The following is a 17479-nucleotide window of genomic DNA, read 5'->3' on the forward strand; positions in this document are numbered from 1 at the left end:
ACCCGCACGCGTTGCCCTATGATGACGGGCAGCCTTTAAAAACCTTTAGCGGAGTTTCCAATGCCCGACGTTTCAGACATCGCCCCCGACTTCACTTTGCCGCGCGACGGCGGTGGCGAGGTGACGCTTTCGGCGTTGCGCGGTGGCACCGTGGTTTTGTTCTTCTATCCCCGTGATGATACGCCGGGCTGCACCAAGGAATCCATCGGTTTCTCAGAGCAGCTTCAGGCGTTTACCGAGGCAGGGGCTCACGTTTTCGGCATTTCGCGGGACAGCGTCGCCAAGCATGACAAGTTTGTCGCCAAACACGGGCTGACCACTCCGCTCTTGTCGGACGAAGGTTCGACCGTCTGCGAAGACTATGGCGTATGGGTTGAAAAGAACATGTATGGCCGGAAATCGATGGGGATCGAGCGATCGACCTTTGTCATTGATAGCGAGGGACGCATTGCCAAGGTCTGGCGCAAGGTCAAGGTGCCCGACCATGTGGATGAGGTGCTGGAAGCGGTGAAGGCGCTCTAAGCCCCCCTCTCGACCTGCCGCGCCATCCGGTCTATCACCCGCGCTGACATGCCAAAGGCGGAGCGACCCGGTGCCCAAAACACTGACACAGATGGCGACAGAGGTTCTGACAACAGCGGACGGGCGGGCCAAAACCGCCCTGTCCAAAGCCCATGCCGCCGCGTGGTTTGCCTCCCGCAAGGCCGAGGGTGAGCCGATCGAGATCGGCACCGCATCACCGCCCCTGTCCCCCGCGCGTCCGGACAAGCCCGAGCTGTTGTCCCCGCGTGAGGTACCCAAACGGAAACCGGGTACCGAGGCCGGGCGCATTGCCCTGCTGCACGCGGTTGCCCATATCGAACTGAACGCCGTTGATCTGCACTGGGACATCATCGCGCGCTTTGGCCATGTACCCATGCCCATTGGGTTCTATGATGACTGGGTGAAATGCGCCGAAGAAGAATCGCGCCATTTCGAGATGGTCTGCGATTGTCTGGAACAGATGGGCAGCCACTATGGCGCCCTGCCCGCCCATGCTGGCATGTGGCGCGCCGCCGAAGATACAGCCGAAGATCTGATGGGGCGGCTGGCCGTTGTACCCATGGTGCTTGAGGCGCGTGGGCTGGATGTCACTCCCGGCATGATCGAGATATTCCGCAAGGCCAAGGCCGCGCAGGCCATCGCCGCGCTCGAAGTGATATATGCCGAAGAAGTCGGCCACGTCGCTTACGGCTCAAAATGGTTCCACTTCCTGTGTGGCCGCGAAAACGCCGACCCCAAGGATGTGTTTCACGCGCTGGTCCGGCGGTACTTCCACGGTGTTCTCAAGCCCCCCTTCAACGAAGAAAAACGGGCCGAAGCCGGGTTGCCCCCCGATTTCTACTGGCCCCTGACCGAAGACATGCCCGCACCCGGAGACCTCTCGAACTGACACTTCTGCGTCATTTTCGGCAAAATCTCGCCGATCTTTGCGGGATATCAGCGCCATTTGCAACTGATTGGTCAACAAACTTGCCCGAACGCCCCTGCCGCTTTATGCAATCGGCGCAAGGGACGGCAGGCACTCACGACCGGTTCCGATCTTGGGGATGAAAGGTAGGGCGCGTGCGAACACGTCTGGCAATAAAACTGCACTCACTGCTTGAGAGGCATTTCCCGGAACGCCGGGTCTTTCTGAAATCCGACACAGACACAAAATTTATCCGGCTCAGTTCGGAAACTCAGGTCGTCGCAGTGGCCGGCGTTGCCGTCATGGTCGGATGGACAGCTGTTGCGACAGCCATACTGTTGATGGACAGCATCGGGGCCGGGAATTTCCGGGAACAGGCAAAGCGCGATCAGGCCATCTATCAGGAACGCCTGAACACCCTGTCGGCAGAACGCGATTCCCGCGCGCATGAGGCACTGGCCGCTCAGGACCGATTCAATGCCGCGCTGGACCAGATTTCCGCGATGCAGTCGGAACTGCTGGCCTCGGAAAACCGTCGCCGCGAGCTTGAGACAGGTATTGAAGTCATCCAGACGACATTGCGCGCCACGATGAAACAGCGCGAGGAGGCGCGCTCAGAGCTGGCCCAATTGAAACAGGACACCAGCGGATCCGATATGTATGCCGCGGTTTCCAGCGCCCCGGTGCAGATGGCCTTTATGACGGACGCCTTGGCGCGAACCGCCAAAGAACGCGACCTGATCGCCACCAACGCGCAGGACGCGTTGGAACAGCGGGACGACCTGGAACTGGAAATCCGTCTGATGCAGGAACGCAGCGACGAGATTTTCCGCCAGTTGGAAGAGGCGATGGTCATCTCGGTCGAACCTCTGGACAAGATGTTCCGAGAGGCCGGAATGCCGACAGATCGCATCATCGAAGAGGTCCGGCGCGGATATAGCGGTATGGGCGGTCCGCTGACCCCTTTATCCCTTAGCACACGCGGCGAAGAAGACGAGCTTTCGCCCGAAGAAGTCCGCGCAAACACGTTGCTGCGCCAGATGGACCAGCTGAACCTGTACCGGATTGCGGCGGAAAAGGCCCCCTTCGCCAGCCCGGTCAAAAGCGCGTTTCGCTTTACCAGCGGATATGGTCGCCGCCGCGACCCAAAAACCGGCGGTAGCCGGATGCACAACGGCACGGATTTTGCCGCAGCGACTGGCACCGATATCTTTGCGACCGCTGATGGCGTGGTCACGCATGCCGGTTGGCAATCAGGCTTCGGACGCCTTGTGAAAATCAAGCACGCGTTCGGAATTGAGACACTTTATGCTCATAACACCAAGATCAACGTAAAGGTCGGCCAAAGGGTCTCGCGCGGGGATCATATTGCTGATATGGGTAACACCGGACGGTCCACCGGCACGCATCTGCACTACGAGGTGCGCGTGAACGGAAATCCCGTAAACCCAATGACTTACATCAAGGCTGCGAAAAATGTTTTCTAAAAGCAAAATCAACGAGCCCGCACCCAAAGCACCCGAGGCGGCCAAACCAGCCGCTCCGGCGACCCCAGCGGCTCCTGCTCCGGCTGACGCGAAACCTGCAATGGCACCCAAACCCAAGCCGCCGGCCTCGGTTCTGTCCTCGGATCTGCACATCACCGGCAACATCAAGACCAGCGGTGACATTCAGGTGGAAGGCACTGTCGAAGGCGACATCCGCGCCCATCTGCTGACCATTGGTGAATCGGCAACGATCAAGGGCGAAGTCACCGCAGATGACGTTGTGATCAACGGTCGCATCGTTGGCCGCGTGCGTGGTCTCAAGGTTCGCCTGACCTCGACCGCCCGTGTCGAAGGTGACATCATCCACAAGACCATCGCCATTGAAAGCGGCGCGCATTTCGAAGGCTCGGTTCAGCGTCAGGACGACCCCCTGAACCCCGGCCGCAGCGCCAAAGCCGGATCGAACCCGGCGGCAGAAGTCAAGCAGTAAGCAGACTGCATTTCTTGTCAGGACGCCGTGGGGAAACCCGTGGCGTCTTTTCTTTTGCGTGCCCGGTTGATCCGGGTTTCCCGTTTTCGTCCCTAACTGATCACGCTACAGTCGATCCATGTTGCTTTTTCTGACGGTTGTCGCGCTGATCGCTGGCGCTGCCGCCTTTCACTTCTGGTCGAAACGACAAACCCGCCTGACCTTGCTGGCCACGTCGCTGTCCCGGCACCAGCGCGATATTGTGAACGCTCAGGTGCCGATAATCCGGAAACTGCCCAAAGACCTGCGCGGGGCGCTGGAAGGAAAGATCAACCTGTTTCTTGATCAGGTCGATTTCGTCGGCTGCGACGGGCTGGACGTCACCGAAGACATGCAGGTGTCGATTGCCGCACAAGCCTGTCTGCTCGTGGTGAATACGGACCAGTGGTATGACAACCTGACGACCATTCTGGTTTACCCCGGTGCCTTCAAGTCAAAACAGCGCCGCCACAGTGGCTATGTCGTCACCGAACAGGAAATCATCCGCAGCGGGGAAAGCTGGAACCGCGGCCCCGTGATCCTGTCCTGGGCCCACAGCCAGCGCGGTGCCCTGAATGATCACGATGGCCGGAACGTCGTCTTTCACGAGTTCGCGCACCAGCTTGATGACCTCTCGGGCGCAACCAATGGTGTTCCCGTGCTCAGCAATGGACAAAGTTTTGGCGAATGGGAAACCGCCTTTCTGAACGGTTACAAGACACATGTTCACGCCGTGGAAAACGGAAAACCCACAGTGATCGATCCCTACGGCGCGGAAGGGCACGAAGAATTCTTTGCCGTTTCGGTCGAAGTGTTCTTTGAACGTCCACATGCACTGAAATCCTCTGACCCGGCAATCTATGAACAGCTGTCAAAGCTTTTTCATCTTGATCCCGCTCAATGGCACAGCGGTCCGTTCTGACCCGATTGAGGAAGCGTCGAAAAAAATTCCCCGTTCGCAACAATTTAACATAAGCTAATTCTTGAATTACGGTTAACCTCATTATTGGGCGGAGGATTTTCTATGTCATCGAAACTACTTGCCGAGTTCTTCGGCACGTTCTGGTTGGTTCTGGGGGGCTGCGGCAGTGCCGTTCTGGCGGCTGGTGTGGCAGATGTCGGCATCGGTTGGCTTGGTGTTTCCTTTGCCTTTGGCCTTACCGTTTTGACGATGGCTTACACGGTCGGCCCAATCTCGGGCGGGCATTTCAACCCGGCCGTCAGTTTGGGCCTGATGATTGGAGGACGGTTTCCGGCCAAAGACCTTCTGCCCTATTGGGTTGCACAGGTCATTGGCGCAATTGCCGCCGCAGTGGTTCTGTACCTGATCGTCAGCGGGGCACCCGATTTCGCTGGTGTCGGTGGGTTCGCGTCAAACGGGTATGGTGAGGCCTCACCACAGGGATATTCGTTGATGTCGGCTTTGATCATCGAAATCGTGATGACCGCTTTCTTCATTCTGATCATTCTGGGCGCGACGTCGGACAAGGCACCCGCCGGGTTCGCTCCGATTGCCATCGGTCTGGCGCTGACCCTGATCCACATGATCTCAATCCCGGTGACGAATACCTCCGTCAACCCGGCGCGCTCAACCGGCGTTGCCCTGTTTGCCGACGGCCCTGCACTGGCTCAGCTCTGGCTGTTCTGGGTAGCCCCCCTGATTGGCGGCGCAATCGGCGCTTTGATCTGGAAAGCAATGTCCTCGGATGACTGATCCGCGCGGGAAAGGTAATTATCCCGATTACTGAAAAACACGGTATCCTTCCGTCAAATCTGGCTTGGTTACGGCCTTTGGTTCAACGGGAGGATACAATGAAGACATTCACCACAGCATTTTTCCTAAGCTGCGCCGCGACGGCAGGCTGGGCCGAAGACAAATGGCTGAGCATCCCGCAAGCCCCCCAGATGCCCGCCGCCACCGAAGCGGGTACGGCAGAGATCAACGGCATCGACATGTATTACGCCACGTATGGCGATGCGGGCGGCACCCCGGTTCTGATGATCCACGGTGGGCTTGCCCATGGCGATGTCTGGGCCGCGCAGGTTGCCGACCTGTCCCAGGATCACAGGGTAATCGTGGCGGATACGCGCGGGCACGGACGATCCACCAACGATGGCAGCCCCTATTCCTACGCGTTGTTGTCGCAGGATTATCTGGCGCTGCTGGATCATCTGGGTGTCGATCAGGTGCATCTGGTCGGCTGGTCCGACGGGGCAAATATCGGGTATTCAATCTCGACCACCAACCCGGATCGGCTGGTCAGTCACTTTGCCCATGCAGGCAATGTCACACTGGACGGGATCGATCCTTCGGTGGAAACCAACGAGGTGTTTGGCACTTATGTGGGCATGATGGCGCAAGATTATGCGGCCATGTCCCCGACTCCTGACGGGTTCGAGGCATTCCTTGGTGGGGTGGCCGCCATGTGGGGCACCGAAAAACCCGGTGGGCTTGAGGCGCTGTCATCGATCACCGTCCCGACACTTGTGGTTCAAAGCGCACATGACGAGGCCATTCTGATGGCGCATTCACAAGCAATTGCTGACGCGATTCCGGGCGCCAAGTTGCTTGTTCTGGATGATGTCAGCCACTTCGCATCTTTTCAGGATCCCGGTGCCTATACCCGTGCCATCCGCGATTTCATCGATCAATAGGTCAAAGAAAAAGCCCGGCGCTTGAGCCGGGCTAAATCATCTTATTCGGTAACGGTAACTTTTTTCATCACATCCGGTGCACCGATGATCGCACCGTTCTGGCCATCGCCCCGCTTGATCGCGTCGACCACATCCATACCGTCGGTCACCTGACCAACCACGGTATACTGGCCGTCCAGAAACGGGCCGGGGGCGAACATGATGAAGAACTGCGAATTGGCCGAATCCGGATCGCTGGACCGGGCCATGCCGACAACACCCCTGTCAAAACTCACGTCCGAGAACTCGGCCGGCAGATCCGCGCGATCCGACCCGCCGCGCCCGGCATAGCGCATGTCGAAGCCGTCCGCGCCCGAGTTGCCGTATTGCACGTCGCCGGTTTGCGCCATGAAGCCATCGATTACGCGATGAAACACGACGCCGTCATACTGACCGTCAGCAGCCAGAGCGGTGATCTGTTCCACATGCTGGGGTGCCACATCTTCGAACAGGTCGATCGAGATTGTGCCATTGGCCCCTTCCCCTTCGACCTCGATCTGCAAACCGCTGGCCAGCGCCGGGCTTGCCAGCAGGGCAAAAGCCGCAGCCAGTTTATGCATCTGCGGCCACCTTGACGCTGATCATGCGGTCCGGGCTTGCAGGCGGCTCGCCGCGTACAATCGCATCGACGTGCTCCATCCCGTCGATGACCCGGCCATAGACCGTGTACTGACCGTTCAGGAAGTGATTGTCCTTGAAGTTGATGAAGAACTGCGAATTGGCCGAATCCGGGTTCTGCGAGCGCGCCGCGCCCAGCGTGCCGCGATCATGGGGCAGCTTGGAAAATTCTGCCGGAACATTCGGCAGTGACGAACCGCCGGTGCCCGCCATGCGCAGGTTGAACCCGTCTTCCATATCACCATGCTGCACGTCGCCGGTTTGTGCCATGAAACCGTCGATCACACGGTGAAACGCCACGTTGTCATATTCACCGCCACGGGCCAGTTCCTTCATCCGCGCACTGTGCAACGGCGCTACATCCGGCAGCAGCTCGATGACGACATTGCCGCCTTTCAGCTCGATGATGATTGTGTTTTCGGGGTCTTTGATCTCGGCCATGAGGCCCTCCTGTCGTTTATCTTGCGCAAATACCTATGACGCACACGTGCGAATGCCAAGTGACGCATTGACCTGAGGGCAAAATGCAGGAAAAGAACCGCCTAAATCGGTTGCCAACGACAAGGATCGCACAATGGGCTGGAAAACACTGGACGATATGGACCTGAACGGCAAACGCGTGCTGGTGCGTGTGGATATCAACGTGCCCGTGGTTGACGGTGTTGTGACCGACGCCACCCGTATCCAAAGGATCGTCCCCTCGGTGCGCGATATTCTGGCCGCTGGCGGCAAACCGATCCTTCTGGCCCATTTTGGCCGTCCTAGTGGCGAACGGCGTGAAAGCCTGTCACTGAAACAACTGGTCCCGACTTTGGAAAGCGCTTTTGGTGCCAAGGTTCTGTTTGCCGCCGATTGCGTCGGGGCCGAGGCGGAACTGGCCGCCGGAGCCTTGCAACCCGGTCAGGTCCTGCTGCTCGAAAACACGCGCTTTCACGCGGCCGAAACCAAGAACGACGCCGATCTGGCCGCTGGCATGGCCAAGCTGGGCGATGTCTATTGCAACGATGCGTTTTCAGCCGCGCACCGCGCCCACAGCTCGACCGAGGCCATCGCCCGTCTGCTGCCCGCCTGTGCGGGCCGTCTGATGCAGGCCGAGTTGCAGGCGCTGGAAAGCGCGCTGGGTGCGCCCAAGCGCCCGGTAACGGCGGTTGTCGGCGGCGCCAAGGTCTCGACCAAGCTGGAACTGCTGGGCAATCTGATCGACAAGGTCGATTACCTGGTGATCGGTGGTGGCATGGCGAACACATTCCTTGTCGCCCAAGGCATCAGCGTTGGCAAATCACTGGCTGAAACCGCAATGAAGGACACCGCAGCCGAAATTCTGGCCAAAGCCGAAAGCTCGGGCTGCCAGATCGTCCTGCCGCGTGACATTGTAGTGGCCGAGAAATTCGAAGCCAACGCACCCCACAAGGTTCTGCCAGCCGACCAGTGCCCCGAGGATGGCATGATCCTGGACGCGGGCCCTGAAAGCGTCGCCGCGATTACCGCGATTTTCGACAAAAGCCAGACCCTGATCTGGAACGGCCCGCTGGGCGCGTTCGAACTGGAGCCGTTCGACGCGGCCACCAATGCCGCGGCCCTGAAAGCCGCGGCCCTCAGCCGGTCGGGTCAGCTGATTTCGGTCGCAGGTGGCGGTGACACGGTTGCGGCGCTGAACGCGTCGGGGGCGGCCAAGGATTTCACCTATATCTCGACCGCAGGCGGTGCGTTCCTTGAATGGATGGAAGGCAAAACCCTGCCCGGTGTCGCTGCGCTGGAACAATAAGTGACGCTGACCGCATTTGGCCGCTTGTCAGGGTTCATGGTATTATCCCCTATTTGAATGGGGGATTATACCATGAGGTCATTATACCTGCTCATCCTTCTCGCAATGCCGTGGCCTGCAACAGCACAATCCAGTTGCGGTGGCCAGACACAGCTTGATGCAAATTTCTGTGCCAAGGAACAATGGGAAGCCGTTGACCGCGACCTCAACCGGTTGTGGAAACAGATCAAGCCGGTCGCTGATGCACGTGGCAACGGCGATGCCCTTCTGGCGGAACAACGTGCGTGGCTAAAGGCGCGGGACGCCACCTGCGACAAGGAACTATCCGGCGGCGGCAGCGCTGCGCCCATGTTCTACTGGACCTGTATGAAAGAGCAGACGGTCGCAAGAAATCAGCAGCTTCAGTCCTGGCGCTGAGCTTTAACCGGGACGCACACGAAATACTGATGAAAAAACCGAATCAGGGGATTCACAACCCGAATCGCCTGTGACATAGTGCGATCAGAGGCTCGGAAAGAGCCCGTTATTGAGGCAAGTTTTCATACGGCGGTAAACAGAGTGTCCCGTTCCCATCGGCCCGGTTTGGGTGCAGTTCTCTTCTTCTCGGTGGCTTTCATGCTGGGTGTGTATTTCACCTTTGCCGCTGTTCAAGGGGATTACGGCCTGTTCCGGCGGGTCGAAATTGCGGCGGAACGGGACGCTCTGTCACGCAGTCTGGAAAAACTGAATGTCGAAATCGCCGAGATGGAAAACCTGACACGGCGTCTGTCCGACACCTATCTGGATCTGGACCTGCTGGACCAGCAGGCGCGCTCGGTTCTGGGCATGATCCGGTCGGACGAAATCGTGATCCGCTGATCAAGTACCCTATTCAGAAAAGGCAACTCAGGCCCGGCGTTTCGGCCGGGATGCGCCGTGGCGAACGCTGCGTCACATTTACCCTCGCCAGAAAGCCCCAAATGCTTTATGAGATAGTTTAACGCTAAACTATCTGTCCGAAAGGGGGAGATCGCCACGATGGCTGCGCGAAAAACCACAAAGAAACCAAATGTTTCTGCGGAAGAACTCCAGACATACTACCGCGAGATGCTGCTGATCCGCCGATTCGAGGAAAAGGCCGGTCAGCTTTATGGTATGGGCCTGATCGGCGGGTTCTGCCACCTTTATATCGGACAAGAGGCCGTTGTTGTCGGGCTTGAGGCCGCAGCAGAGGAAGGCGACAAGCGCATCACCTCGTATCGCGACCACGGTCACATGCTGGCCTGTGGCATGGATCCGGGCGGCGTGATGGCCGAACTGACCGGGCGCATCGGTGGCCTGTCCAAAGGCAAGGGCGGCTCGATGCACATGTTTTCGAAAGAAAAGCACTTCTACGGCGGGCACGGTATCGTCGGCGCGCAGGTTCCGCTGGGCGCGGGGCTGGCTTTTGCCGACAAGTACAAGGAAAACGGCCGCGTGACCTTCACCTATTTCGGGGACGGTGCCGCGAACCAGGGTCAGGTGTATGAGACCTTCAACATGGCGGCCATCTGGGGCTTGCCGGTGATTTTCGTGATCGAGAACAACCAATACGCCATGGGCACCGCACAGTCCCGCTCAACCTCGACCAAGGACATCTTCCATCGCGGCGAGGCGTTCGGCATTCCGGGCGAGATCGTCAACGGCATGGATGTGCTGGCGGTCAAGGAAGCGGGTGAAAAAGCTGTCGCGCACTGTCGCGCAGGCAAAGGCCCCTATATCCTGGAAATCAAGACCTACCGCTATCGCGGCCACTCGATGTCCGACCCGGCCAAGTACCGGACCCGCGAAGAGGTTCAGAAGGTCCGCGAACAAAGCGACCCGATCGAACATGTGCGCGAGTTGCTACTGACCGGCAAGCACGCGACCGAGGATGACCTGAAAGCGATCGACAAGGAAATCAAGGAGATCGTCAATCAGGCCGCCGAATTCTCGAAAGAAAGCCCCGAGCCTTCGGTCGAAGAGCTCTGGACTGACATTTACGCCTGAGAGGACGAATAAGACATGGCAACCGAAATTCTCATGCCCGCCCTTTCCCCCACGATGGAAGAGGGCACGCTGGCCAAATGGCTGGTCAAGGAAGGCGACACCGTATCCTCGGGCGACATCATGGCCGAGATTGAAACCGACAAGGCAACGATGGAGTTCGAAGCCGTCGATGAAGGCATCGTCGGCAAGATCCTGATCGCCGAGGGCACCGAAGGGGTCAAGGTGAACACCCCTATCGCAGTGCTGGTCGAAGAAGGCGAAGACGCCTCGGCCCTGCCCGCAGCAGCCCCCGCAGCCGCAGCGGCGCCCGAGGCCGCCCCCACAGCAGCCCCGGCCCCGGCTCCTGCCGCAGCGGCCCCCGCTGCTCCAGCGGTGGACCTGTCACCCGACTGGCCCGCGGATGCCGAGATGAAGTCCGAAACCGTGCGCGAAGCCTTGCGCGATGCAATGGCCGAGGAAATGCGCAGTGATGAAAACGTCTATCTGATGGGAGAGGAAGTCGCTGAATATCAGGGGGCCTATAAGATATCGCAGGGTCTGCTGGATGAATTTGGCTCCAAGCGCGTGATCGACACCCCGATCACCGAACACGGGTTTGCCGGTATCGCGGTGGGTTCGGCCTTTGGCGGTCTGAAACCGATTGTCGAATTCATGACCTTCAACTTCGCCATGCAGGCGATTGACCAGATCATCAACTCTGCGGCCAAAACGCTTTATATGTCCGGTGGTCAGATGGGGTGCCCCATCGTGTTCCGGGGGCCCAACGGGGCCGCGGCCCGCGTGGCCGCACAGCACAGCCAGGACTATGCCGCGTGGTACATGCAGATCCCCGGTCTGAAGGTCGTCATGCCTTATTCGGCTGCTGATGCCAAAGGTCTGCTGAAATCGGCCATCCGCGACCCCAACCCGGTTGTGTTCCTGGAAAACGAAATCCTCTACGGCCGCTCTTTCGAAGTGCCGCAGGTGGATGACCTCACCATTCCGCTGGGCAAGGCCCGCATCTGGCGCGAAGGCTCGGACGTGACCATCGTCAGCTTTGGCATCGGCATGCAATACGCGCTGGAAGCTGCTGACAAGCTGGCCGAAGACGGCATCAGCGCCGAAGTGATCGACCTGCGCACCATCCGCCCGATGGACACTGGCGCCATCATCAATTCGGTGATGAAGACCAACCGGCTGGTGACAGTGGAAGAAGGCTGGCCGCAGGGGTCCGTCGGCAGCTATATCAGTTCGGTCGTGATGCAGGAGGCGTTTGATTACCTCGACGCGCCGGTCATCAATTGCACTGGCAAGGACGTTCCGATGCCCTATGCCGCCAATCTCGAAAAGCTGGCCCTGATCACCACCGATGAGGTGATCGCCGCCGTCAAACAAGTGACCTACCGGTAAGGAGCGACAGACAGATGCCTACAGAAATTCTGATGCCCGCCCTGTCCCCGACCATGGAGGAAGGCACGCTCGCCAAATGGCTGGTCAAGGAAGGCGACACCGTCTCCTCCGGTGATCTGCTGGCCGAGATTGAAACCGACAAGGCCACGATGGAATTCGAGGCCGTTGACGAAGGCACCATCGGCAAGATCCTGATTCCCGAGGGCACCGAAGGGGTCAAGGTCAACACCGCCATCGCGGTTCTGCTGGAAGACGGCGAAAGCGCCGATGACATTGGCACGGCTCCGGCTGCTGCACCGGCGGCTGCCCCCGCAGCCGTCGCGGGCAACGAGGCTGCCGCGCCAGCGGCACCCGAGGCGCCCGCCCCTGCCCCGGCCGCTCCGGCCAAGGCTGATGGTGGTCGGATTTTTGCCTCGCCTCTGGCCCGCCGGATTGCTGCGCAAAAAGGTCTCGACCTGACGCAGATTGCCGGTTCCGGCCCGCATGGTCGCATCGTCAAGGTTGATGTCGAAGGCGCAACTGCCACCGCTCCGGCAGCAGCTCCTGCCACTGCTCCCGCCGCCGCCGCGCCCGCAGCTGCCCCTGCAGCTCCGTCTGGTCCATCGGCGGATATGGTCGCGCGGATGTACGAAGGCCGCCCGTACGAGGAAATCAAGCTCGACGGTATGCGCAAAACCATTGCTGCACGCCTGGGTGAGGCCAAACAGACCATTCCGCATTTCTACCTGCGCCGCGATATCAAGCTGGATGCGCTGTTGAAATTCCGTGGTCAGCTGAACAAGCAACTCGAAGGCCGTGGCGTCAAGCTCAGCGTCAATGACTTCATCATCAAAGCCGTTGCCAATGCGCTGCAACAGGTTCCGGCCTGTAATGCCGTCTGGGCAGGTGACCGGGTGCTGCAACTGAAACCGTCAGATGTGGCTGTTGCGGTCGCAATCGAAGGCGGGTTGTTCACGCCGGTCCTGCAAGACGCTGACATGAAATCCCTGTCAGCCCTTTCGACCGAGATGAAAGACCTTGCCGCCCGCGCACGCGAGCGCAAGCTGGCTCCGCATGAATATCAGGGCGGCACCTTTGCCATCTCGAACCTGGGCATGTTCGGCATCGACAATTTCGATGCCATCGTGAACCCGCCCCATGCCGGTATTCTGGCCGTCGGCACCGGCGTCAAGAAACCGGTTGTCGGGGATGATGGCGAGCTGACCGTGGCAACCGTGATGTCTGTCACCATGTCCGTTGATCACCGCGTCATCGACGGCGCGCTGGGGGCCGAACTGCTCAAGGCCATTGTCGACAATCTGGAAAACCCGATGGTCATGCTGGCGTAAGCCATACCGACCTAAAAAAAAGGCCGCCTCGAATATCGAGGCGTCCTTTTTTGTTAGTTTAAATCGACCTACTGATCTTTGCCCAGCATGTGGTCCATCGAGATTGACGGCTGATCGCATCCGGCCTCGCCCACGATCTTGGCCGGGATACCGGCAACGGTCTTGCACGGCGGAACGTCCTGCAACACCACCGAACCGGCAGCGATACGGCTGCAATGGCCGACTTTGATGTTACCCAGAACCTTGGCCCCGGCCCCGATCAGAACACCGTCTCCGATTTTGGGATGGCGGTCTTCCTCTTCCTTGCCGGTTCCGCCCAGCGTCACCGAATGCAACATCGACACGTTGTCTCCGACCACGGCGGTCTCACCGATGACGATGGAATGGGCGTGGTCGATCATGATCCCCTTGCCGATCCTTGCGGCCGGGTGAATGTCGATGCCGAAAATCTCCGACGATCGCATCTGGAAGAAATAGGCCAGATCAAAGCGCCCCTTGCGCCACAGCCAATGCGCGACGCGATAGGCCTGCATGGCCTGATAGCCCTTGAAATACAGGATTGGCTGCAGCAACCGATGGCAGGCCGGATCACGCTCGTAAACCGCCATCAGGTCGGCGCGGGCGGCTTCCAGCAAACCGGGATCGTTTGCATAGGCCTCATCCACGATCTCGCGCAGAACCATCATCGACATTTCGTTCGAACACAGCTTGGCCGCGATCCGATAGGACAGCGCTCGCTCAAGGCTGCGGTGATGCAGGATACAGGCGTGCACAAGCCCGCCCATAAGCGGTTCTGTCTCGACGGCTGCTTGGGCCTCGGATGTGATACGGTTCCAGACCGGATCGACCGGTGTCACGGGGCTGCGTTTTTCAAACATAGCTTTTGATCCTTTGCTGCGCCTAGAATGCCATTTAGTGGCAAAAAGGCCAAACGCAAACCCGTGATCCGCGATACAACGAAAATGAATGAGTCCGAGCGCACATATTTTGAAACACGAATTCACGAGCGTCTGGCCGAACTGGATCAATTGTCCGCATCAGGCCAGCAGGCTCAGGCCGTTGTTGAGCTGGATCAGCAGGCGGTTGGTCGGCTCAGCCGCATGGATGCGTTGCAAAACCAGGCGATGGCAAAGGCGCAACAGGTGAATCGCAATGTCGAAACCCGCCGCCTTCAAGCCGCGTTAAAGCGGCTGGACGAGGGGGAATACGGATATTGCGAAGATTGCGGCGACCGTATTCCCGATGGGCGATTGTCTCTGAATCTGGCCGCCAGCAAATGCGTCAGCTGCGCGACCGGGTGATCAGAAACTCGGCAAGATGGTGCAAAACCATCGAAAAACACTGACAATATTGCAAATCGTCAAACCCCGGCTCATCGGCCAGCACCCTGTTGCGCGCAACCGCCATCAGCGATCCGTTGCCGTAAACCGGATGCAGCTGACCCGTGCGCGCCCGGTGTATGTCGGCCAGTTCCGCTTCATGGATCATCCGGACGCATAAGCGGGTCCGCTCTGGCGGCGGCGCCGCCAACAAGGCGCGCGCCGCGGCACTTAGATCACCGTGCAATAGCGGTCGCATCGTGCCGCTTACCCGACAACCAGACGCGCCATCGCACCGGGGCCGTAAATGGCCGACACCTGCGCAATCCCGACCTCATATGACCCGGTCAGACCATCTGCCGCCTTCAATGCCACCGAATATGACCACCCTGGCAGGGATGTCATCTCTTCACGGATAAGGGTTCCCCCAGCAAAGACACGCACAAGATAGGATTCGCTTTCCTCGCCCAGCGGAACCTCCAGCCCTGACCAGTCATCCCCGTCCAACCGGGCGCGCCGCACCCAGGTCAGGTGATCGCCGGTTACGTCGGATCGCACCCGAAGGTGAACCGGGGAATACGGGCGCAAACCATTGCCGTCGAATGAGGCGATCAGGTGCTGGTAAGCCGGATCGTCGTAACCACGGGTCGCCGGGCCGATGCGATAATGCTTGGCCAATCCCCGCTCGTTACGCAACAGGTTGATCTGCTGCACCTGATCGTTCAGCAACACGAATATGGACCCGTCCGGCCAGACATCCGGCATCAGGGCATCCGACCCCAACTGGCCCCTCAACCGCCCGGACAGGGCGTAAACGCCGGGGGAGTCAAGCGTGGCATCCGAGAACTGGAAAACCTCCCAGTTGCCGGGTGTTCCGTCGCCGATGGCCGCCAGATTGACACCGTTCAGAACCGCGCCACGCGGACGCGATTCCAGCTGACCGGCCAACAGTCGCACCTTCACCGCCGGGCCCTCGTCCCAAACGCCGATACTGGCGCGCCTCAGCGGTGTTTCGGTCACGCCCACAATGGCCTGACCGGGGATCACATCACTCAGGCTGTACCCCTCATCGGTTGAGGAGGAATAAACCGTTGCGGCCCCCGGCCATGGATCAGCGGTCACCGCAAGATAGGGTGCATGCGGGGTCTCTGCCCCGGTGATCAGCGGCAGGTCCAGAAACACCGGCAGCACGGGAACGGGCGCGGCATAGGGCCTGACAACCGCCGGGTCGTCGTGCAGGTGCGATGCCTTATACACGCCCTGTTCAACCCGGACCGCTTCGACCAGTTGCAGATCGGCAGATTCCAGACGGTCAATCCGGTAAAGGGGGCTGTTTTCGGTTTCTGACAACCGCACCAAATCACCTGCGCCCAGATGCAGCAGCGATGGCGGCAAGGCAAACCGCACCGTATCGCGGGAAACACGGGCCTCGCTCAACCAGCGCTCAGCCGTTTGCCGGCCTTCGGTGCGTGTCATGGACAACGGCATCTCATTGACCGAGACCGAATGCGTGCTGTCCTCGGGCAGAACCGCCTCTTCCGCAACCAGATCGTGATCCGCATCCGACTGGACAAAACGCAGGCGCACGCGGCCCGTCATCTCGGCCTCGGCTTCTCGCCGGTGCTCAACCGTGCCATCCAGATCACCGCTGATCGCCAGATGATCAGGGTTCAGGGCAATCGCGCCATAGCCATCGCGCATCTGAAAGCGCAAGATGCCGTTCCGTTCGATCGCGTCGAACCCATAGCGCAGCATCAGCGGCTGCAAAGCCGACCGCGCATTTGTCACATCTTCGATGACATATCCCCGAACCACGCCATAAAGCCCGGTAACATCGATATCCGTCACCCCTGCCGCGTGGCATATCTCAGTCACGACCGAGGCCAGCGTGCGCGAGCCGGACCGGCCGTTCAGCCAATGCCCCCGGTCATAGTTTGCCCCATCATCCCACTGGCTTCGCAGATTTGGAAAGGTCGGAAACGGGCGGGTATCCCACGCCCAGACATAGGCATTCGCCAGGTCCAGCATTGGTCCGCCATAGACTTGCGACACCGGGTTGACGTTCGGGTCGCTCCAATATCCAAGGGTCGCCGCAAGGTACTGGACCTGAATGAAATCGTCACGCAGTCCGTTTGAATATGCAGGCAACAGCGATTCAGACGATTTCGGATCCAGAAACTTGTTCGGCTGGTTCGTGCCCTTGTCGATTGCCGCACATCCCAACTCGGTAAACCAGATCGGCTTTGATCCGGGCACCCAGTCGGTCGGATTGGGCTGACGAACGCCACCGATCCGCTCGTGATGCAGATTTGACCACCAGCCGCGCAGGTCCTTGTAGCGCCAGACCCATGGCTCATCATGCTCCTGATCTTCGATGGGCGTTCTGATCTGTGCATCGGCCTCTTCCGGCGCGGCATAATACCAGTCATACCCCTCGCCCCCCTCGATATTGTCGCGCAGATACCCAAGGTCGTAGACCGACGGCGCACCACCCTCGGCGTCCACGTGATTTTCGCCATCACGCCAGTCAGACAACGGCATGTAATTGTCGATGCCAATGAAATCGATATTGTCATCCGCCCATAACGGGTCGAGGTGAAAATACCTGTCACCGCTTCCATCCGGCTGGTATCCGAAATACTCGCTCCAATCCGCCGCATAGCCGATCTTGGTGTCCGGGCCCAGAATCTGGCGCACCTCTGCCGCCAGCGCACGCAGTTGCGCAACGGCGGGAAACCCCGAGGCCCCGCGGATCTGGGTCAGGCCACGCATCTCGGACGAGATACAGAAGGACGACACCCCACCAGCCGCCTTGCACAACATGGCATAGTGCAGAATGAACCGGCGCAGGCCCCATTCCTGCGGGCCGGAGTATTTGACGATTTTCGTGGCCGGAACGGGACCATTACCAAGC

At 59.5% G+C, this 17479-nt stretch carries 18 protein-coding genes and 1 pseudogene; 14 read left to right on the top strand and 5 right to left on the bottom strand.

Annotation, left to right across the window (positions count from 1 at the left end; all coding sequences use genetic code 11):
• Window positions 1–60 precede the first annotated feature (60 nt).
• The 7 genes from ACR0ES_RS03365 (at window position 61) to ACR0ES_RS03395 (ending at window position 6100) form a co-directional block, all read left to right on the top strand.
• A complete protein-coding gene (locus tag ACR0ES_RS03365; protein ID WP_480492993.1) occupies window positions 61–522 on the top strand; it encodes a peroxiredoxin in 462 nt (153 codons plus the stop codon).
• Between the two features lie 91 nt (window positions 523–613).
• Window positions 614–1432 carry a ferritin-like domain-containing protein gene (locus tag ACR0ES_RS03370; RefSeq protein ID WP_480869683.1) on the top strand — a complete coding sequence of 273 codons (819 nt, stop codon included), beginning with the start codon at window positions 614–616 and terminating at the stop codon, window positions 1430–1432.
• Window positions 1433–1605: 173 nt separating this feature from the next.
• Entirely contained in the window at window positions 1606–2937 is a 1332-nt protein-coding gene (locus ACR0ES_RS03375; protein WP_267364276.1) for a M23 family metallopeptidase, read from the top strand.
• Window positions 2927–3427, top strand: coding sequence for a bactofilin family protein (locus ACR0ES_RS03380; RefSeq protein ID WP_209596778.1), 501 nt, complete (start codon window positions 2927–2929; stop codon window positions 3425–3427). Before ACR0ES_RS03375 ends, ACR0ES_RS03380 begins: the two co-directional genes overlap by 11 nt.
• A 118-nt stretch (window positions 3428–3545) precedes the next feature.
• Complete coding sequence (locus tag ACR0ES_RS03385) at window positions 3546–4367, top strand: M90 family metallopeptidase (RefSeq protein ID WP_480485314.1); 822 nt, start codon at window positions 3546–3548, stop codon at window positions 4365–4367.
• Window positions 4368–4469: 102 nt separating this feature from the next.
• Window positions 4470–5159, top strand: a complete 690-nt coding sequence (aqpZ, locus tag ACR0ES_RS03390) for an aquaporin Z (RefSeq protein ID WP_480869491.1) — start codon at window positions 4470–4472, stop codon at window positions 5157–5159.
• A gap of 98 nt (window positions 5160–5257) precedes the next feature.
• A complete protein-coding gene (locus ACR0ES_RS03395) occupies window positions 5258–6100 on the top strand; it encodes an alpha/beta fold hydrolase (RefSeq protein ID WP_480869493.1) in 843 nt (280 codons plus the stop codon).
• 41 nt (window positions 6101–6141) lie between these two features.
• Here the strand turns inward: ACR0ES_RS03395 and ACR0ES_RS03400 are convergent, their stop codons facing one another.
• Both ACR0ES_RS03400 and ACR0ES_RS03405 read right to left on the bottom strand, forming a co-directional pair.
• On the bottom strand, window positions 6142–6699 hold the full coding sequence (locus ACR0ES_RS03400; protein ID WP_480480435.1) for a peptidylprolyl isomerase: 558 nt from the start codon (window positions 6697–6699) through the stop codon (window positions 6142–6144).
• Window positions 6692–7198 carry a peptidylprolyl isomerase gene (locus ACR0ES_RS03405; protein WP_209503601.1) on the bottom strand — a complete coding sequence of 169 codons (507 nt, stop codon included), beginning with the start codon at window positions 7196–7198 and terminating at the stop codon, window positions 6692–6694. The genes ACR0ES_RS03400 and ACR0ES_RS03405 overlap by 8 nt, the downstream gene beginning before the upstream one ends.
• A gap of 133 nt (window positions 7199–7331) precedes the next feature.
• On the opposite strand from ACR0ES_RS03405, the gene ACR0ES_RS03410 reads away from it, so the two are divergent.
• The 6 genes from ACR0ES_RS03410 to ACR0ES_RS03435 all read left to right on the top strand — a co-directional run bounded on the left by ACR0ES_RS03410 (window position 7332) and on the right by ACR0ES_RS03435 (window position 13246).
• A complete protein-coding gene (locus ACR0ES_RS03410; RefSeq protein ID WP_480869495.1) occupies window positions 7332–8522 on the top strand; it encodes a phosphoglycerate kinase in 1191 nt (396 codons plus the stop codon).
• 72 nt (window positions 8523–8594) lie between these two features.
• Window positions 8595–8939: a lysozyme inhibitor LprI family protein gene (locus ACR0ES_RS03415; protein WP_209503597.1), complete on the top strand. Its 345-nt coding sequence runs from the start codon at window positions 8595–8597 to the stop codon at window positions 8937–8939.
• Window positions 8940–9080: 141 nt separating this feature from the next.
• Entirely contained in the window at window positions 9081–9380 is a 300-nt protein-coding gene (locus tag ACR0ES_RS03420) for an FtsB family cell division protein (RefSeq protein WP_209503595.1), read from the top strand.
• A gap of 159 nt (window positions 9381–9539) precedes the next feature.
• Window positions 9540–10529: a pyruvate dehydrogenase (acetyl-transferring) E1 component subunit alpha gene (gene pdhA, locus ACR0ES_RS03425; protein ID WP_209503593.1), complete on the top strand. Its 990-nt coding sequence runs from the start codon at window positions 9540–9542 to the stop codon at window positions 10527–10529.
• A 15-nt stretch (window positions 10530–10544) separates the two neighbouring features.
• Window positions 10545–11918, top strand: a complete 1374-nt coding sequence (locus tag ACR0ES_RS03430; RefSeq protein WP_480485309.1) for a pyruvate dehydrogenase complex E1 component subunit beta — start codon at window positions 10545–10547, stop codon at window positions 11916–11918.
• 14 nt (window positions 11919–11932) lie between these two features.
• Window positions 11933–13246 (top strand): pyruvate dehydrogenase complex dihydrolipoamide acetyltransferase, encoded by a 1314-nt coding sequence (locus ACR0ES_RS03435; RefSeq protein ID WP_480492986.1) that lies wholly within the window; start codon window positions 11933–11935, stop codon window positions 13244–13246.
• A gap of 68 nt (window positions 13247–13314) precedes the next feature.
• Here the strand turns inward: ACR0ES_RS03435 and cysE are convergent, their stop codons facing one another.
• On the bottom strand, window positions 13315–14124 hold the full coding sequence (cysE, locus tag ACR0ES_RS03440) for a serine O-acetyltransferase (RefSeq protein WP_480473363.1): 810 nt from the start codon (window positions 14122–14124) through the stop codon (window positions 13315–13317).
• A gap of 84 nt (window positions 14125–14208) precedes the next feature.
• Here cysE and ACR0ES_RS03445 point away from each other — a divergent pair, with 84 nt between their 5' ends.
• Window positions 14209–14547 (top strand): TraR/DksA family transcriptional regulator, encoded by a 339-nt coding sequence (locus ACR0ES_RS03445; RefSeq protein ID WP_480826450.1) that lies wholly within the window; start codon window positions 14209–14211, stop codon window positions 14545–14547.
• Here the strand turns inward: ACR0ES_RS03445 and ACR0ES_RS03450 are convergent.
• Both ACR0ES_RS03450 and ACR0ES_RS03455 read right to left on the bottom strand, forming a co-directional pair.
• On the bottom strand, window positions 14528–14824 hold the full coding sequence (locus ACR0ES_RS03450) for a DUF7742 family protein (protein WP_480545415.1): 297 nt from the start codon (window positions 14822–14824) through the stop codon (window positions 14528–14530). The two genes, ACR0ES_RS03445 and ACR0ES_RS03450, sit on opposite strands and share 20 nt — an antisense overlap.
• An 8-nt stretch (window positions 14825–14832) precedes the next feature.
• Window positions 14833–17448, bottom strand: a pseudogene (locus tag ACR0ES_RS03455) (baseplate multidomain protein megatron); the annotation flags it as partial.
• Window positions 17449–17479 lie beyond the last annotated feature (31 nt).

This window comes from Ruegeria sp. N7, from assembly GCF_056531345.1.

Excerpts from the sequence above, each read along its gene's own strand:
- ACR0ES_RS03365 (WP_480492993.1), top strand. The coding sequence starts at position 61 with ATGCCCGACGTTTCAGACATCGCCCCCGACTTCACTTTGCCGCGCGAC.
- ACR0ES_RS03370 (WP_480869683.1), top strand. The coding sequence starts at position 614 with ATGGCGACAGAGGTTCTGACAACAGCGGACGGGCGGGCCAAAACCGCC.
- ACR0ES_RS03380 (WP_209596778.1), top strand. The coding sequence starts at position 2,927 with ATGTTTTCTAAAAGCAAAATCAACGAGCCCGCACCCAAAGCACCCGAG.
- ACR0ES_RS03385 (WP_480485314.1), top strand. The coding sequence starts at position 3,546 with ATGTTGCTTTTTCTGACGGTTGTCGCGCTGATCGCTGGCGCTGCCGCC.
- aqpZ (WP_480869491.1), top strand. The coding sequence starts at position 4,470 with ATGTCATCGAAACTACTTGCCGAGTTCTTCGGCACGTTCTGGTTGGTT.
- ACR0ES_RS03395 (WP_480869493.1), top strand. The coding sequence starts at position 5,258 with ATGAAGACATTCACCACAGCATTTTTCCTAAGCTGCGCCGCGACGGCA.
- ACR0ES_RS03400 (WP_480480435.1), bottom strand. The coding sequence starts at position 6,699 with ATGCATAAACTGGCTGCGGCTTTTGCCCTGCTGGCAAGCCCGGCGCTG.
- ACR0ES_RS03405 (WP_209503601.1), bottom strand. The coding sequence starts at position 7,198 with ATGGCCGAGATCAAAGACCCCGAAAACACAATCATCATCGAGCTGAAA.
- ACR0ES_RS03410 (WP_480869495.1), top strand. The coding sequence starts at position 7,332 with ATGGGCTGGAAAACACTGGACGATATGGACCTGAACGGCAAACGCGTG.
- ACR0ES_RS03415 (WP_209503597.1), top strand. The coding sequence starts at position 8,595 with ATGAGGTCATTATACCTGCTCATCCTTCTCGCAATGCCGTGGCCTGCA.
- pdhA (WP_209503593.1), top strand. The coding sequence starts at position 9,540 with ATGGCTGCGCGAAAAACCACAAAGAAACCAAATGTTTCTGCGGAAGAA.
- ACR0ES_RS03430 (WP_480485309.1), top strand. The coding sequence starts at position 10,545 with ATGGCAACCGAAATTCTCATGCCCGCCCTTTCCCCCACGATGGAAGAG.
- ACR0ES_RS03435 (WP_480492986.1), top strand. The coding sequence starts at position 11,933 with ATGCCTACAGAAATTCTGATGCCCGCCCTGTCCCCGACCATGGAGGAA.
- cysE (WP_480473363.1), bottom strand. The coding sequence starts at position 14,124 with ATGTTTGAAAAACGCAGCCCCGTGACACCGGTCGATCCGGTCTGGAAC.
- ACR0ES_RS03445 (WP_480826450.1), top strand. The coding sequence starts at position 14,209 with ATGAATGAGTCCGAGCGCACATATTTTGAAACACGAATTCACGAGCGT.
- ACR0ES_RS03450 (WP_480545415.1), bottom strand. The coding sequence starts at position 14,824 with ATGCGACCGCTATTGCACGGTGATCTAAGTGCCGCGGCGCGCGCCTTG.